This window comes from Candidatus Nitrotoga arctica, from assembly GCF_918378365.1.
GTDB classification, from domain to species: Bacteria; Pseudomonadota; Gammaproteobacteria; order Burkholderiales; family Gallionellaceae; genus Nitrotoga; species Nitrotoga arctica.
In genome coordinates this window covers 459,090-475,092 of sequence record NZ_OU912926.1, presented here as the reverse complement: position 1 = coordinate 475,092, position 16,003 = coordinate 459,090, and the positions used below count along the sequence as shown (strand labels likewise).

Below are 16,003 nucleotides of genomic sequence, written 5' to 3'. Positions count from 1 at the left end.
ATGACGGTAAAAAGCGATGGCAAGCCTAGAGAAAGCTAGTATTCATACGTGTTTTAAGGCATCGGAAACAATTGAGTGGGAGTAGAGGCTATTAATAATTGCTTGTTATTAAACGATAAGTTGTTAAGTAGTTAATAATTTATTTAATCTAATACTTACAAAACTGTATAAGGTATTGATGAGACCCTTGCCAGTCAACATAAGTCATCTACAAACTGCGCCATATGTAATATTGAGCGCTCCTCTCGTCCCTATCAGGCACACCATCCGATGAGCAAGCAACCCTCCCCTCGTTCCTCCGGCATCTTCGACGCGATACTCAGCAACAACGCGAACCGCGACCCCGAGCGCTTGGCCATGAAATATGCCAAGATGGCGCAGAGTCCCTTCATCTTCTTGCGCGGCGCCTGCCACCTGTTTTACGATGTCCTGCCAGATTCGCCGCTCTTCCGCGATGCGCCTCTGGCGTGGTGCTGTGGGGATTTGCATTTCGAGAATTTTGGCAGTTATAAAGGTGACAATCGGTTAGTCTATTTTGATATCAACGATTACGACGAGGCCGCTCTTGCGCCTTTCACCTGGGACATAATTCGCCTGCTGACCAGCATCCAGTGTGGGGCGGACGCTCTCAACGCAACACACGCCGAAACATTGGCCGTCAGCCAAAGTTGTCTAAATGCCTACCGCAATGCTCTTATTATCGGCAAGGATTTTTGGGTTGAGCGAGATACTTCCGTCGGTCTCGTGAATGCGCTATTGACCACGCTACAGGGACGCGAACGCGCCGCCTTCCTCGACAAGCGCACGATTCGCAAAAACCACCGACGCAGCCTGATACTGGATGGCATAAAGGCATTGCCGGCCTCTGATCTACAGAAAAAGACCGTCACCGATTTCATGGATCGTTTTGCGGCCACGCAGCCTAGCCCGAAGTTTTTTGAGGTACTCGATATCGGTCGCCGCATCGCAGGAACCGGCAGCCTCGGCTTGGAACGATTCGTGATTTTGGTGGAGGGAAAAGGTTCTCCCGACGGCAACTACCTGCTAGACATCAAGGAAGCCAAGCCGTCAGCAATGGCAGCACACCTTGTCCGCCTTGGCATAAAGCAGCCGACTTGGTCGGACGAGGCAAGCCGGGTTGTGTCCATCCAGAAATGAATGCAGGCCGTAGACCACGCCTTCCTCCAACAGGTGAAACTCGGCGGACTTCCCTGCATCCTGAGGGGGCTGCAACCATCGGAAGATCGAGTCGCCATCGGCGAATGGGGGAAGAAACTGGATCGATTGAAAGAAGTAGTCTCCACCATGGGGCGCGTCCTGGCTTGGGATCAACTCCGCGCTTCCGGGCGTTCCGGGTCGGCCAATGCCGATGAGCTTATTACCTTCGCGCAACGTAAAAACTGGGTAACAGAGATGCTGGATGCAGCTATGGGGATGACTCAGACGACTCAGCTGCAGTGGAAAGACTTCACGGAAGCATTAAACAGCCGACAATTGCGTTAGAGTAGCCGTCGCGTAAACCGAATGCACCTCCCGCGCCAGGCAATGCTTAACTGCTTGTAGATTTTTAAAGTGCAACATTTTCTTCCAAAAATGTTGCACTTTGGTTTTTGAGCACGCCCTATTACTTAACCTTACTGCCTCATATTTGAGAATTTAATTCAGATGGCCGCAAGGAGCCATTACCAAACAAAATTCTCCAACCCTAAATCAAATTACTTCAAGCGATCCTTAATCTTAGCGATTCCTGCCTCCGCGCACTGCTCATCCAGATGGCCGCCAGGTGCACCACCAATGCCAATGGCACCAATTGTTTCGCCTTCCACTTGCATGGGTACTCCACCACCCACGGCAATGAAATCATTTATGAAGACAAGATTAGCAGCTGCGGGATTCTTCTGTGTATTTTCCATTAGCCGCGTGGTCGAATTTTTGGTCGTAAGAGCGGTGTATGCTTTCTTGCGGCTGCTGTCGATTGAATGCGGGCCGGCGTTGTCTGCACGTTGCAGTGCCTTGAGCTGTCCAGCGCGGTCGACCACAATTCCGGTGACGTTATAGCCTTTCGAAGAGCAGTCAGCGACGGCGGCGGCGACGGCTTCAACTGCCAGTGCAGTCGGAATATCTCGGACGGTGCGAACCTGTGCGTGAGCATTGCTGGCAGTAACGAGCGTTGCGAAAATGAGAGTGCTTGTGACGCGTGAAATCATGATAGTTCTCCTGGTAGTTGTTGAATTGATTAAGTGCCTCCAAGGAAGTTTCTAAAAAATCCTGGTGGGTGTTTTAAATATTCGGGTAAATCTTTAGTTAATGTTTCGGTTGAAGAAAGCTCAGCTGGGTTTAGTTTGCCTACTTCCGTAATATCGCTATTTGCCCAGCGAGCGAGATTAAAACCAACATGCCTATTAGCAATAGAATTAATGATGGTTTGGCACATCGATGTTTCTAAATTGAATGATCAACTCTAAACAAACCTATTGTCAATAATATAATTGCTTGCTGAATAGAACAAGATTTGGCGGGAACGCCGCAACCTTGGTATTCAGCACATCAGTTTAAATTATTCAGAGGGAAACGAATTCGACGTTGTCAGGCATGGCATAATTGCAGAATGCTCTCGATTGAGCTGATAGCTCATGGTTTGTTGGGTGAGCAGGCTGAACGGAGGTGGTAGCCGATTATCACTACGTCCTTGCTGCAGGCTGCGGGACATGCCGCTTACCCCAATAATCTCGCAAATTTTGCTAGCCACATCCAGTTGTGCTGGAGTCATTTCATCATTACGAGGTGGCGAGTAGCGGGTTTCACCACTCAGGTACATATCAATCTCGTTGGCAAGGGAGATCATCTGTACTTCGGCATCGAAAATACTGATTCGCCCGGCATCCGTCACTTCGACCTGATTTTTCGGCGATTTCATTCCCCGGAGCGTATAGCCTCTGACCAGACGTTCCACCTTGTTGCCCTCGCCACCGAGTTTACTGCACACATCCTCACGCGCTGCCTGCTTGCCTTCCGGATGTGCAGGGCAATGGGTGTATGCCGCGTGCAGCAGCCCAGCCATCACGACTTCAATCCGAAAATCATAGCGCAGGAGCACGCTGGCGGTACCTGCTAGATGGTTAATGAAGGGTCGGCCACATGAGCGATATCTGCCAGTCATGAGTGCTTGTGCAGTGAAATAGGCCTTGCTTAGCAAGGCAAGTTCTGCGGCTTGATAACCGTGCTCTATGGCCATATCCAGCAAGCCTGAACGGGTCTGCTGCAGTTCTTCCTTGCGCATAGTAGTGTTCCACTCTTGGCATGGAGGGATATTTGCTCTGAGCGGATCGATGTGGCCAACATGCTTGCTCAGAAAAATACGTACTCCGCCAAAAGAACGTTGGTCGTCGCAGACACCCCATTTTTTTGCAAAATTCAGAATGCTTTGTTCGCCCGCTTCGCGCGACCAGCGCAATCTAAAAATGGGAAGGTCTTCCAGCAGAAAATCAGCGAAAGCAAGGTAGTTCACGCGCGCTGCAGGCTCCATGTAAGTGGCGTAACCCAGCCGTTTAGCTGCAAGTGCAGCATCAATATGTTCGTGGACAGAGACGATTCCGTCGTCGAGCAGGCCATGCTTCTGCAGGAGTTGGGTGCGAATCAGCATGCAGTGGTATTCAACATAATCGCAGGGTTTTCTGAAGAGCTGTTCCTGCACCTCCTCTGGTCGGCGATTGAAGAGCTGATGCTCCTCTTCCATGATCACTCCATCACAGCCGATGTCTGGGTAAATAATAAGTCTGCCGCCTGCCATGTGAATTTTTGGCGCGGATTTGCCGTCACCCCAAAGGTACAGAGGCCCTACAATGCCAGCACCGGTCTCATCTGCGCAGGCGACTAACTTCTCCAGCCAGCCCGGTTCAACCTGAACATCGTTGTCGATGAATACGGTATATTCAGACGATATTCGATCTAGAATTTTTATTCTGGCTTGATTGGGCCAGAGGGGGTCTTCGGTGTGTACCAATTCAATCCCGTATTGGCGGGCCAGCGTTTCAAGTTGCTCCTGAATCCAGATTGGCGACAGGTAGTCCACGAAAATGAGGCGGAAAATGGGAGGCGTATTGGACAGGATAGACTTCAAGGTCTGGATTGTCAGACTGTAACGCTCTCGTATCGTCATAACGATCGTAACGCGAGAGTTGTGGTTGGCATTGACCATAGTGGGTTCTTGATTTGGCCGGATAGCTCCGCAACATTCTTTAAAGCGACGGCCGCTGCCGCATGGGCACGGTGCCAGTCGTCCCAGTTGTTGAACACCTGCAGCGGAAGGCTGGACGGGAAGTGTTGCTCGGGCAGTGACAGGCAGGCGTCGGGCGAGTGCATCGGCAGTAGCCTGAAATGTCGGATTGATTCCCGCTTGCCGGGCAAAGGCAAGTGCTTCTTCGTATTTATGCGATGCTTCTAGAATGAGCGCCATGGTCATGCGAAATTCGTCGACTGACGGATTGATCTCGATTGCCCGTCGAACCAATTTTTCTGCCGTAGCCAGCTGACCATCGTGGAGATCCAGCCGGGCGAGCCCGTGCAAGGCACTGGGGTCGTCCGGGTACGCTTCAAGCGTTTTATCAAACAAGGTGCGAGAAAGTGCAAAATTTTCGTCATGGAAGGCGCGAACTGCCCCCATGCACATTTCAACAAGGCGGCGGGTGTGATAGGACGAAGCGCCGGACCATTTTGATCGCAAAATATTTTCCGAACGTTCCATGCGAGGTATATCCCGAGTTGCTGTGGAACCGGTGCCCGAGGTGCCCAAGTAGGGATGATAATTGAATCCCACAACCGGAACGAATACAAAATTGGAGTGCTCTGCAATTTGATTCAGAAAATCGCGATCCTCGCAAATTTCAAGTGTTTCATCAAAGCGGCAGCCCAATTCAATGACTTTGCTGCGAATAATCGCCGCTTGCCAGTAAAACAATGGTCCGAAGTACATCAATGCGCGGTTGAATGGGCTGCCAAACAATTTTTCGACTTTCCTGGTTTCATCAAACACTCGGGTTCGACCGTAAATCAGTAGCGCTTCGGGATGGGCATGGGAGGCACTTAGCATGGACGAGAGGAAATTAAAATCGTAAGTATCGTCATCGTCCAGAAAGCAGAACCACTCACCCTTTACGGCTTGCAATCCTTCGTTGGCGGCTTGGGGTCGCGGCAAACGGCGGTGGCCGCCGACGATTCGTATCGAATGGCCAGATTGCCAGGTTATAGCTGGCAACGGCGGGTGGCTCCCGCCAGTTGCATCGACCACGATGACCTCAACGTTTGGATAATCCTGCCGTGCGATCGATGCCAGTGCCAATCCAAGTTCCGGCCGCCCTATGCTGCGCACGATGACGGAGACTAACGGTAGAGTCAGCTTATTGCCAGGATACATAGCAAGTACTTTCTATGAAGAACGAGTATGAAAAGTGCAGGGCGACATGAGTATAAGTTTGTCGGGGTAATTATGGCAAAAGTCTAATGACGAAAAGAATAGTTCTAGCATTTTGTTTGGGATTTTCTGCGTCAACCTTGTGGGCGATACTTCGACTGGCATTTCATCATCTTCCCAGCTGATGCAAAACCGCTTTGTCACTGCGTTCTCTGAGTCATAACAGATTCGCTTCGCGATCTTCGTCTGTAAGAAATTGTCTTCGCTCGGTTACCGCGCTGGGTCATGTAAATATGGAATTCAATGGATTAAAAATAGAGCAGCGAGCCCTAGGAAAATGAAGAAGCCGCCGCTGTCTGTGATAGCGGTAAGCATTACGCTGGAACCGATGGCCGGGTCGCGTCCCATACGCTGCATGGTCAGCGGTATCAGTAAACCAGCTAATGCGCCAAGGACTAAATTGAGCACCATGGCGCCAGTCAAAATCACGCCAAGCAGTACACTTTTATACAGGAAGTAGGCGAACAATCCAGCTACACCGCCCCAAATCAAACCGTTCAGGCCGCCGATGGCGAGTTCTTTACCAATTAGCCGCCTTGCATTCGCTGGGTTAAGCTGCCCCAGCGCCAGCGAGCGGATGATAATAGTGGCGGTCTGGTTTGCCGAGTTGCCAGCGATACCTGCCACGATAGGCATTAGCGCTGCGAGTGCGACAAGTTTTTCGATGGTATTTTCGAATTCGCCTATCACGCGAGAGGCAAAGAATGCAGTACACAGATTGAGCGCCAGCCACATCCAGCGGTTTTTTACGCTCTTCCAGACCGAAGCAAAGATATCTTCTTCTCCGCGCAAACCGGCCGTATTCAAAATGTCGCTTTCCGATTCTGAACGTATATAGTCCATTACCGTATTCACGGTCACGCGACCAACCAGCTTACCATCCTCTTCTACCACGGGTGCTGAAACTAAATCATAACGTTCAAATGCCTGTGCTGCTTTCTCCGCCTTGTCATCCGAATGCAATTTGATGGTATCGGTCAACATCAACCTGCTTACGGGCACGTCCGGTTCATTTACTAATAAGCGATTAAGCGGCAAGACACCCTTAAAAATATCGTCTCTGTCTACTACGAATAGCTGGTCAGTATGATCTGGCATCTCGTCGAAACGGCGCAGATAGCGTGACACTACTTCCAGCGTGACATGCTCACGGATGGTCACCATATCGAAATCCATCAGCGCACCTACTGCATCTTCCGGATAGGACATCGCCGCGCGCAATTGCTCGCGCTCTTCAATGGTGAGAGATTTAAATACATCGCGCATCACTGCCTGCGGCAAATCATGCGCCAAATCGGCAATCTCGTCAGTATCCAGCTGCTCCGCCGCCTCGCGCAGTTCCTCGCGACTCATGGTGGCAATCAATGATTCACGTACTGAATCGGAAACTTCGATCAAGATTTCGCCGTCACGATCGGCCTTGACCAAATCCCATACCAGTAAACGCTGCTCAATGGGCAGAGCCTCCAAGATAAAGGCGATATCGGAGGAATGCAATTTGCTCAGTTTATCTTGCAGCTCGGCTAGATGCTGCTTGTGCAGTATGTTTCCCAACAATTCGTGACGTTCTTGGCGTGGCATTTCCTGTTTGCGCGCCAGCATTTCGACCAGCCCGTGCTTATCCAGCAGGCTTTGCACCTGATGCAGATGCTCCTGCACGTTTTCCGTGTAATGAGGTTCGTGGTTTTTGGTCATGATGCGCAATCTGAAGGACTGCGACTATTGTAAAGAGGTTGGATGACAGACGTGTGAAATAATGATCAATTGTGTTGATGCTATCAATCTGGCTGGTAAATTGCAGCGAATATTGCCGAATTGATCGCAGCTATACTTGATTATTGAAATGCTACTTCGTAAATTCCACAGCCAATGCTGTAGCGCAATATTGATTCAATGCTCAGCCACTACGCTTGGTATTTTTGATCTGTTCGAGCTGTATATGAGTTTTTTTATACGGTTGACGTGCTGAACCAGTCACTTAGAAACTGTTTTAAGTGACTGTTCGATTTCGTGTTCTGCAAATGACTCGTATATACTTATCTGGAGTGTGTTTTTCACGTACATTTTTGATTCCCCCAATGGCTGGGTGTTTTTTTGTAATCAATCTCTTGAGTTCATGAGTACTCATTTTAGTTGGAATGCTATCTTAAATAGCAATGATTATTAAAATTGAATCAATATGTTATTTTTCTAGATGAGAGCTGATTAGATAATATTGAGTCTGTCGCGCATCGCCTAGTTTGCGCACGAAATAAGGTACGTAATTAAACATGAAAATTCACGAATATCAGGCTAAAGAAATCCTCCGCCAGTATGGCGTGCCGACTCCACGCGGATCGGTGTGTTACAGCGTGGATGAGGCCATTGCCGTCGCACAGCAGTTGGGTGGCCCGGTGTGGGTGGTGAAGGCGCAGATTCATGCCGGTGGGCGTGGCCAGGGTGGCGGGGTTAAGGTAGTGAATTCGGTGCAGGATGTTGGTACGCGTGCTGGAGAGATTCTTGGCATGCAATTGGTTACACATCAGACTAATGCTGATGGACAATTGGTCAGACGCCTGCTAATTGAGGAGGGCGTGCAGATTGCAAAAGAATATTACGTAGGAATGGTAATCGATCGAAGCAAGCAGCGTGTCGTGCTTATGGCCAGTAGCGAGGGAGGAATGGAAATTGAGGCAGTCGCTGCGTATTCCCCTGAAAAAATTCACAAGGTCTGGATAAACCCTTCGTCGGGACTGATTGATGCTGAGGTAGATGCTGTGGCGCGGCAGATTGGCATTCCAAGTGCAGCACTTGCTCAGGCGCGTGCCTGTTTTCAAGGCTTGTACCAGGCTTTCGTGGAAAAGGATGCGATGCTGGCGGAGATCAATCCGCTCGTGCTAACTGTGGATCAGAATTTATTGGCGTTAGATGCAAAAATTAATTTCGACAGTAATGCGTTATTTCGTCATTCAGAAATTGTGGCGCTACGCGATCTGGATGAAGAAGACCCAGCCGAAGTTGAAGCATCACAATTCGGCCTTAGCTATATCTCACTGAATGGCAACATTGGCTGCTTGGTGAATGGTGCCGGGTTAGCCATGGCGACTATGGATATCATCAAGTTGTATGGTGGCATGCCCGCAAATTTTCTTGACGTAGGGGGGGGGGCCAGCAAGGAAAAAGTAACTGAAGCATTCAAATTGATGTTGAGAAATCCAAATTTGTGCGCGATATTGGTAAATATATTCGGCGGAATCATGAAGTGCGATGTGATTGCCGAAGGAGTGGTGGCAGCGGCGCGCGAAGTCCATTTGAAAGTACCATTAGTGGTGCGTCTGGAAGGCACTAACGTTGATCTCGGGAAAAAAATTCTGGCTGAATCTGGCCTGCCAATTATTTCTGCCGGGGATATGGCAGATGCGGCAGCAAAAGTTGTTACTGCGGCAAAGGGGGCATAATGTCCATTCTTATCAATAAAGATACTAAAGTAATGACGCAAGGTATGACTGGCAAAGTTGGTCAGTTTCATACATTACATTGTAAGAATTATGCAAATGGAGCGAATTGTTTTGTCGCTGGAGTGACTCCCGGCAAGGCCGGACAAAGCTATGAGGGTATTCCAATATTCAACAGCGTAATGGAAGCTAGCGCGCAAACTGGGGCAACGGTCTCAGTGATTTACGTACCTCCTCCCTTTGCTGCTGCGGCGATTGACGAGGCGGTGGAAGCAGGGCTGGAGCTGGTGATATGCATCACAGAAGGCATACCCGTACATGACATGCTACGCACGCGTTACAAAATGCAGGGCAAGAAGACACTGCTGATTGGCCCGAATTGTCCAGGACTGATTACACCGGACGAAATCAAAATTGGCATCATGCCCGGGCACATTCACCGCAAGGGACGTATTGGCGTAGTGTCACGTTCGGGAACGTTGACTTACGAAGCGGTCTGGCAGCTGACTGAACTGGGCTTCGGGCAATCTTCCTGTGTCGGAATAGGCGGCGATCCGATCAATGGCATGAAGCATTTGTCTGTAATGAAATTATTCAACGATGACCCGGAGACCGATGCTGTGGTGATGGTGGGCGAAATTGGTGGCAGTGATGAAGAAGAATGCGCGCGCTGGATTAAGAGCAATATGCAAAAACCTGTGGTCGGTTTTATTGCTGGGATTACCGCGCCGCCTGGTAAGCGTATGGGACATGCTGGTGCAATTATTTCCGGGGGTCAGGGTGGTGCCGAGGACAAATTGGCCGTGATGGAAGAATGTGGCATACACATCACGCGCAACCCGGCTGAAATGGGCAAAGTGATGAAACATGTTTTAAAATGATAACTCTATGGTAATGAAAGTTTTTGATACTTCATAATTTAGGTTGTCAAGAAAAATAATCGCTCCTGATTTGTTATTCGTCTACTTGGTAATTTTAAGAAGCTACGATACTCATGTAGCTCGCCGTACAAACAATCTCACAAAATTTGCTCTTCAAGCTGGAATCTGCCACTGACAAAAGGAAGAAGAATGATTTTAGTAACAGGTGGAACCGGTTATATCGGCTCGCATACGGTTGTTGAGTTGATGTTGGCTGGATTCGAGATTTTGATTGTTGACAATTTTTGTAACAGCAAGGCAACGGTTCTTGATCGTATTGAGCGTATTGTTAGACGTCGACCGGGATTTGTAGAAGCTGATACTCGTGATCGGCAAGCGATGCAGGCACTCTTTGCACGGCATAAGTTTGATGCGGTAATCCATTTTGCTGGTTTGAAAGCGGTAGGCGAATCTGTGGCACAACCGTTACGCTACTATGACAATAATGTCTATGGCAGTTTGGTGTTGTTTGAGATGATGGCCGAGGCGCGGGTAAAAACACTGGTTTTTTCTTCTTCTGCAACAGTTTACGGTGATCCTGCTACCGTTCCAATTTTGGAAAATTTTCCGCTTGGTGCGACCAATCCATATGGTAGAAGCAAACTGATGGTCGAGGAGGTGCTCCGTGATCTTGCGATAGCTGATCCTTCATGGCGAATTGCGTTGCTTCGTTATTTTAATCCTGTAGGCGCGCATGAAAGCGGATTGATTGGAGAGGATCCCACTGATATTCCGAATAATCTGCTTCCTTATATTGCCCAAGTAGCGCAAGGTCGGCGTGAGGCGTTGTCGATTTATGGTGATGATTATCCAACCATTGATGGTACTGGTATGAGAGATTATATTCATGTCGTTGATCTTGCTATTGGTCATGTCAAGACTCTGGAAAAGCTGGTTGATCAGACTGGGGTGGCCACCTATAATTTGGGCACGGGGCGGAGTAATAGCGTGTTGGAGATGGTGCGCGCATTTGAGCAAGCCAGTGGGCGGAACATACCCTACAAAATAGTGGGGCGTCGCCCAGGAGATATCGCTATATGTTACGCAGATACTACGCTAGCGGAACGCGATCTGGGTTGGAGAGCGGAGCGAACTATAGCGCAGATGTGTGCTGACTCTTGGAGATGGCAGTCGTTAGGAAACCTCGATAAACTTTGAGTTTGCCATATTGCTTTCGGTATTTCTTGCTGCATTGGACACCCCCCGTTTCATGTTTAACTAAAGGTTGGTGTCCATTTTCTCAGCTTACATGAGCATCGCAAACTATAGCATCGCAAACTATGACGTACAGGTTATTTTGCGACTTGTTTTTCGCGGATCTCATCCAGCGTTTTGCAATCTATGCATAATGTAGCAGTCGGTCGTGCTTCCAAGCGGTTCAATCCAATTTCTATGCCACAATTTTCACAATATCCATAATCACCGCTGTTTATTTTGGCCAACATTTCGTTGATCTTCTTAATCAGCTTACTCTCACGATCACGATTACGCAGCTCTAAAGTCATGTCTGATTCTTGACTTGCGCGATCATTCGGATCGGCAAACACAGTGGCATCGTCCTGCATGGAGTGTACCGTACGGTCAATGTCTTCACCCAGACCAAGCTTGATGTTGTTCAGAATGCTGCGGAAATGATCCAGTTGCTTAGGGTTCATATAAGTTTCCCCCTTTTTTGTTTTGTAAGGGGCAACGGTCTTTGTGGGTTGTACCGACATCAAATATCTCCAGAAATATACAAACAAAATTTTAAAATCGCGCTTTAATACCAGAAATGCAGCGCCACCGCAACTAAATTCGCCAATTTCCCTGCATAAAAAAACGCCTGAAAGCCAAGTTAAATAATTAATAATAATTTGTAAAGTGAGTCAGGTTTTGCAAGTTATTGCTACAGAATATCCTACTAAAACCACTTCGATCAACTTAGAAAATTCTGCGTGATTTACACATATTTATAAACGTTTGAGTTTAAAGACTCAATGTTAAATATGGCATTTGCACTTACAAGATTAAAACCCCCTCTTTCTTTAGCATAGACACCAATTGAATAAGAGGCAGCCCAACTAGAGCGGTAGGGTCGTCACCCTCCATCCGACTGATAAGTGCAACGCCCAAACCTTCAGATTTCGCGCTACCTGCGGAGTGATAAGGCTGCTCCTTACGTAAATAGGATTCGATCTCGTCGTCGCTGAAATTGCGAAAACTGACGCAATTTTTTGCTATTTCAGTTTGAATTTCGTCATTGCGCGCATTTAACAGAGTCAGTGCAGTATAAAAAGTCACGCTGTGTCCACGCATAGTACGCAATTGGCGTACAGCATTTTCATGAGTGAGAGGTTTGCCTAGCTGTTCTTCACCCAATAATGCGACCTGATCTGAGCCTATAATCAGAGCACCTGGATAATGGATGGCCACTGCCCGCGCTTTTTCACGGGAAAGCCGCCAAGCGACTTGTTTAGCGCTTTCACCAGGTAGAGCAGTTTCATCTATGTCTGGAGCAGCAACTTGAAATGGGATTTTTAGACGTCCCAAAAGCTCACGGCGGTAAATCGAAGTAGAAGCAAGAATAAGAGGCTGATAATTCAAAAAACTTCCTTGGTGGAGACCTCTAAAAATTGAGAAAAGCTCGTACACAAATCCCACTAACCGCGCAACATGTTATCACTATCTGGTAGCGCGTTGCACGGGGTATCTGCCTTGTGTTTGATAGAAGACTTCGGATCTCAGTATTCGAGAGGTTTTGAGGGTTTCGTCGAAACAAAGACTGCGGGAAACCGGAGTGGAAGCGCATCCGGCCACAAGTTTGTGTGGCAAGGTAGTCATTTTGTCATTTTTGCGCCAAATTGCCGCCGATTTTAGGCAAAATAATGGGGGCACGAAATATCGTACCCCCATCGTTTTTATACGCCCACCAGCAAAAGACAAGCAGGAAAGCGTATGTTTTACAAAGCTTACATAAAAACTAGAAATTCATTGATCCATACACCCAGAACTTATTAGTATCAAAACAGGTAGGGCAGTTAACGTGATCGACAGCATTGTCGGCCCTAAAGCGTGCATACCTAGAACCTACGGAATAGGTTTTGTTGATAGCCTTAGTCGCAATCAAATCAATTTCCGTTCCATATTTATTACCGCCATGGTCGGCTCTGAAATCATGATAGTCAGCTCCGAGAACAATACCCGCTACAGTTGTCCTTACATTCCCGTAAATATCTTGAAGACCGTTTCTTGGAGTAACCAAGAACACATCCGCCCATCCATTAAATGCAAATAACGTAGCCAACGGGGTCTGGAGAGATTGTTTTCCATTACCGCTTAATAGCTCATAACCCAACTTGAATTGGGCAACCTTCACATCTACACCTCCTTCAAGCAAAGTATAGTGAACGCGATAGTCATTTGGATTATCTTTATAGTCAGATTGGCTCGCATATTCTGCGGTATATAGAAGCTTGTTATCACCCATCGGAGCGTCCCCTTTAAATCTGAGGCCCACAGTTCGCGTTGAATTAGCCAAGCCAAAAGCTCGAGCTGAGGGATCATAATCGAGGAAATAACCATAACCAACCACTTCTGCGAAGCCTAACCCCTTGTAGTTAACATTTATGATGGGAGACCTCATGTGATGGTTGCCCAAGAATGAGCCAGTTCCGTTATCAATGGAGGCGTCACTGAACACACGGTTGGCATTGGTAATAAAAGCTGCCGAGATTGTAGTGTCAGGGAGCGATTTGTTTACAGCGGATAAACCATCATATGTTTGCCAGTTTTGACGCCAATCAACGTTACCAATCCAGCGATCGTTGTCATATCTTATGAGCTGACGACCAAACTTTAATTTTGTCTGAGGTACGCCACTGTAACTGAGGTAGGCTTGATTGAGTTCAGTGACCTTAGCATCTGCCACAACAGAATAATCAGTCCTGCCATTCACCCTGCTGTTGTAAGCATTGTTGGCTGAAATATGCTCTATTTGAACCATACCACCGAATCCCATATACTCGGCAGTCTCATAGCCTAAACGCAACCGGAGAGTTGATGCACGAGCGTCCTTCAATCGAGCACCGGTACCTGGAGCTGGTTGCTCAACATTTTCATAGCGGTATTGTAGATTGGCGGTAACCTTGCCACCAGTTATGGCATCAGTAAAACTGTCGGCTGAATTTGCTTGAGGAGCTAGAGCGAGTAATGCTAGCGGCGTAAAGACTAAAGACATTTGTTGAAATAATGTTCTATTTTTGAGTTTCATTGTTTGTTGCCTCCCTGGAAACGTTATGTTGGTTCTTTAGTAAAAAACTTTGTAAGTCGTCACTTCTGCATGCATTTTCGGTACGTTAAACTCAACTGGACTAATCACAATCATAATCAAACTTCAACTGAAGCTACCGAAATGGTATAATCACGTAACCATTTAAATTTGTGAGTAATTTATCAATTTACCAACAATCTGTTTGTAGCTTACTGTTCACGAGTATATAACGTTTAAAGTTATTTGTTTTTATTTATAACAATTGTTGTATTTCTACAACACCTCCTTCAAATTAAAAATTTGTGAAATTTTTAGGGGTGGACTTGAGTTTCAATTGCTTAGGGTATTTCCTGAATTACCTCAAAATCGTGTGTAATGTCCGCCATTTTGCTGAGCATAATGGCGGCTGAGCAGTATTTTTCAGCAGAGAGATGGATGGCACGCTCGACTTGTTCGGATTTAAGATTTTTGCCGGTCACGATAAAATGAAAATGGATTTTGGTAAATACCTTCGGGTCTTCTACAGCCCGTTCGGCTTCGATTTTTACCACGCAATTTGTTACATTCTGACGGCTTTTCTTGAGGATGTGAATAACGTCGTAAGTGGTGCAGCCACCCGTGCCGAGCAGCACCAGCTCCATTGGGCGTGGCCCAAGATTACGGCCACCACCTTCGGGAGGACCATCCATCAGGATGGCATGGCCGCTTTCGGTTTCGCCTAAGAAGGAAACCTGTTCTACCCATTTAATACGCGCTTCCATATCGCCGTTACCTTTTTATAAGTTTTCAGTTGAATGTAATTATGTCGTAGGGCAGAAATATATGGGCATTTTTAGAATGCCCTTCTATATTAACGTGCCATATTTTAACCGATACCATAACAGTCCTCGGCATAATAAAAAACTGATTGCATGAAGTCCACTCGTTGGAAGATGAAAACTGGGGGGATGATTAAGGTGTTTGTAATACCCGTTATGTAATACCTTAAAAAAGAACATCTAAATTCCGGTTGTGGAACAGGGCGATATTTTGGTAGAATCGCGCCCTTAATTTTTGTTGAAGGGTAGTTTGTTTATGACGACTGTGCGTGTTAAGGAAAATGAACCGTTTGAAGTTGCAATGCGCCGCTTCAAGCGATCAGTGGAAAAAACTGGTTTACTAACTGAATTGCGCGCTCGCGAATTTTATGAAAAACCTACCGCAGAACGTAAACGCAAGCTGGCTGCTGCCGTGAAACGGCATTACAAACGCCTGCGTAGCCAAGTTCTGCCGCCGAAACTATATTAATTCTCAACAGCTAGCGACTACGCGTTGATGCGGAGCCTGCCGTTAAGTTTTCCGCGAGATGAACTCAACATGAATCTGACGCAGCAAATCAGAGAAGACATGAAGACAGCTATGCGCGCTAAGAATTCGGTGCGTCTCGGTGCTATCCGCCTGTTGCTGGCCGCAATCAAACAGCGTGAGGTAGATGAACGCATCGAGTTATCCGATGTCGACGTAATTGCAGTTATCAATAAAATGATCAAGCAACGGCGCGATTCAATTACCCAGTTCGAAGCGGCAGCTCGGCAAGAGTTGGCCGACATTGAGAAGGTCGAAATCAGCGTATTGCAGACATATATGCCGCAGCCGATGACTGAAGCCGAAGTGGAAATTGCAGTCAACGATGCGATTGCCAGTAGTGGTGTTCAGAGTGCCCAAGAAATGGGCAAGGTGATTGCGCTTCTCAAGCCAAAACTGGCGGGGCGAGCAGACATGAGCAAAGTTTCAGCGCTGGTGAAGGCGCGTTTATCTTAAGTAACATAGTAAATTAAGTATTTAAGGGTTTCCTAATATCTAAAGTCGTAGTCCACTACCTAATCACACAGTCATTTTCCTTTTCACGAAAATTATCGCTACAGTGAATATGAATCTGTCACGAATTACG

The 16,003-nt window shown here is 47.4% G+C and carries 14 protein-coding genes and 1 pseudogene; 6 read left to right on the top strand and 9 right to left on the bottom strand.

Annotated elements, in window-relative coordinates:
- Positions 1–204: 204 nt before the first annotated feature.
- Positions 205–489, bottom strand: a complete 285-nt coding sequence (locus MKZ32_RS02245; protein WP_239798179.1) for a hypothetical protein — start codon at positions 487–489, stop codon at positions 205–207.
- Between MKZ32_RS02245 and MKZ32_RS02240 the strand changes: the two are divergent.
- A pseudogene (locus tag MKZ32_RS02240) lies at positions 373–1,503 on the top strand (DUF2252 domain-containing protein). The gene MKZ32_RS02245 and the pseudogene MKZ32_RS02240 overlap by 117 nt on opposite strands.
- 212 nt (positions 1,504–1,715) lie before the next feature.
- Here MKZ32_RS02240 and MKZ32_RS02235 read toward each other — a convergent pair.
- From MKZ32_RS02235 to mgtE, 4 genes are all read right to left on the bottom strand, one after another.
- Positions 1,716–2,207, bottom strand: coding sequence for a GlcG/HbpS family heme-binding protein (locus MKZ32_RS02235; RefSeq protein WP_239795781.1), 492 nt, complete (start codon positions 2,205–2,207; stop codon positions 1,716–1,718).
- 29 nt (positions 2,208–2,236) lie between these two features.
- Positions 2,237–2,434, bottom strand: coding sequence for a hypothetical protein (locus tag MKZ32_RS02230; RefSeq protein ID WP_239795780.1), 198 nt, complete (start codon positions 2,432–2,434; stop codon positions 2,237–2,239).
- A gap of 123 nt (positions 2,435–2,557) precedes the next feature.
- A complete protein-coding gene (locus MKZ32_RS02225; RefSeq protein ID WP_239795779.1) occupies positions 2,558–5,413 on the bottom strand; it encodes a glycosyltransferase in 2,856 nt (951 codons plus the stop codon).
- Between the two features lie 297 nt (positions 5,414–5,710).
- Positions 5,711–7,165 (bottom strand): magnesium transporter, encoded by a 1,455-nt coding sequence (gene mgtE / locus MKZ32_RS02220; protein WP_239795778.1) that lies wholly within the window; start codon positions 7,163–7,165, stop codon positions 5,711–5,713.
- A gap of 575 nt (positions 7,166–7,740) precedes the next feature.
- On the opposite strand from mgtE, the gene sucC reads away from it, so the two are divergent.
- The 3 genes from sucC (at position 7,741) to galE (ending at position 10,982) form a co-directional block, all read left to right on the top strand.
- Positions 7,741–8,907 (top strand): ADP-forming succinate--CoA ligase subunit beta, encoded by a 1,167-nt coding sequence (sucC, locus tag MKZ32_RS02215; protein ID WP_239795777.1) that lies wholly within the window; start codon positions 7,741–7,743, stop codon positions 8,905–8,907.
- Positions 8,907–9,785 carry a succinate--CoA ligase subunit alpha gene (gene sucD, locus MKZ32_RS02210; RefSeq protein ID WP_239795776.1) on the top strand — a complete coding sequence of 293 codons (879 nt, stop codon included), beginning with the start codon at positions 8,907–8,909 and terminating at the stop codon, positions 9,783–9,785. The genes sucC and sucD overlap by 1 nt, the downstream gene beginning before the upstream one ends.
- Positions 9,786–9,974: 189 nt before the next feature.
- The gene (gene galE / locus MKZ32_RS02205; RefSeq protein WP_239795775.1) at positions 9,975–10,982 is read left to right on the top strand and encodes a UDP-glucose 4-epimerase GalE; all 1,008 of its coding nucleotides are present in this window, start codon (positions 9,975–9,977) and stop codon (positions 10,980–10,982) included.
- Between the two features lie 134 nt (positions 10,983–11,116).
- On the opposite strand, the gene dksA is transcribed toward galE, so the two are convergent.
- The 4 genes from dksA to MKZ32_RS02185 all read right to left on the bottom strand — a co-directional run bounded on the left by dksA (position 11,117) and on the right by MKZ32_RS02185 (position 14,834).
- Positions 11,117–11,539, bottom strand: coding sequence for an RNA polymerase-binding protein DksA (gene dksA / locus MKZ32_RS02200; RefSeq protein WP_239795774.1), 423 nt, complete (start codon positions 11,537–11,539; stop codon positions 11,117–11,119).
- Between the two features lie 283 nt (positions 11,540–11,822).
- Positions 11,823–12,407: a Maf family protein gene (locus MKZ32_RS02195; protein ID WP_239795773.1), complete on the bottom strand. Its 585-nt coding sequence runs from the start codon at positions 12,405–12,407 to the stop codon at positions 11,823–11,825.
- A 376-nt stretch (positions 12,408–12,783) separates the two neighbouring features.
- Positions 12,784–14,073, bottom strand: coding sequence for an alginate export family protein (locus MKZ32_RS02190; RefSeq protein ID WP_239795772.1), 1,290 nt, complete (start codon positions 14,071–14,073; stop codon positions 12,784–12,786).
- A 338-nt stretch (positions 14,074–14,411) separates the two neighbouring features.
- Positions 14,412–14,834, bottom strand: coding sequence for an OsmC family protein (locus tag MKZ32_RS02185; protein WP_239795771.1), 423 nt, complete (start codon positions 14,832–14,834; stop codon positions 14,412–14,414).
- A gap of 313 nt (positions 14,835–15,147) precedes the next feature.
- Between MKZ32_RS02185 and rpsU the strand changes: the two genes are divergently transcribed.
- Positions 15,148–15,360: a 30S ribosomal protein S21 gene (gene rpsU, locus MKZ32_RS02180; RefSeq protein WP_173053394.1), complete on the top strand. Its 213-nt coding sequence runs from the start codon at positions 15,148–15,150 to the stop codon at positions 15,358–15,360.
- A 69-nt stretch (positions 15,361–15,429) separates the two neighbouring features.
- Entirely contained in the window at positions 15,430–15,873 is a 444-nt protein-coding gene (locus MKZ32_RS02175; protein WP_239795770.1) for a GatB/YqeY domain-containing protein, read from the top strand.
- Positions 15,874–16,003 lie beyond the last annotated feature (130 nt).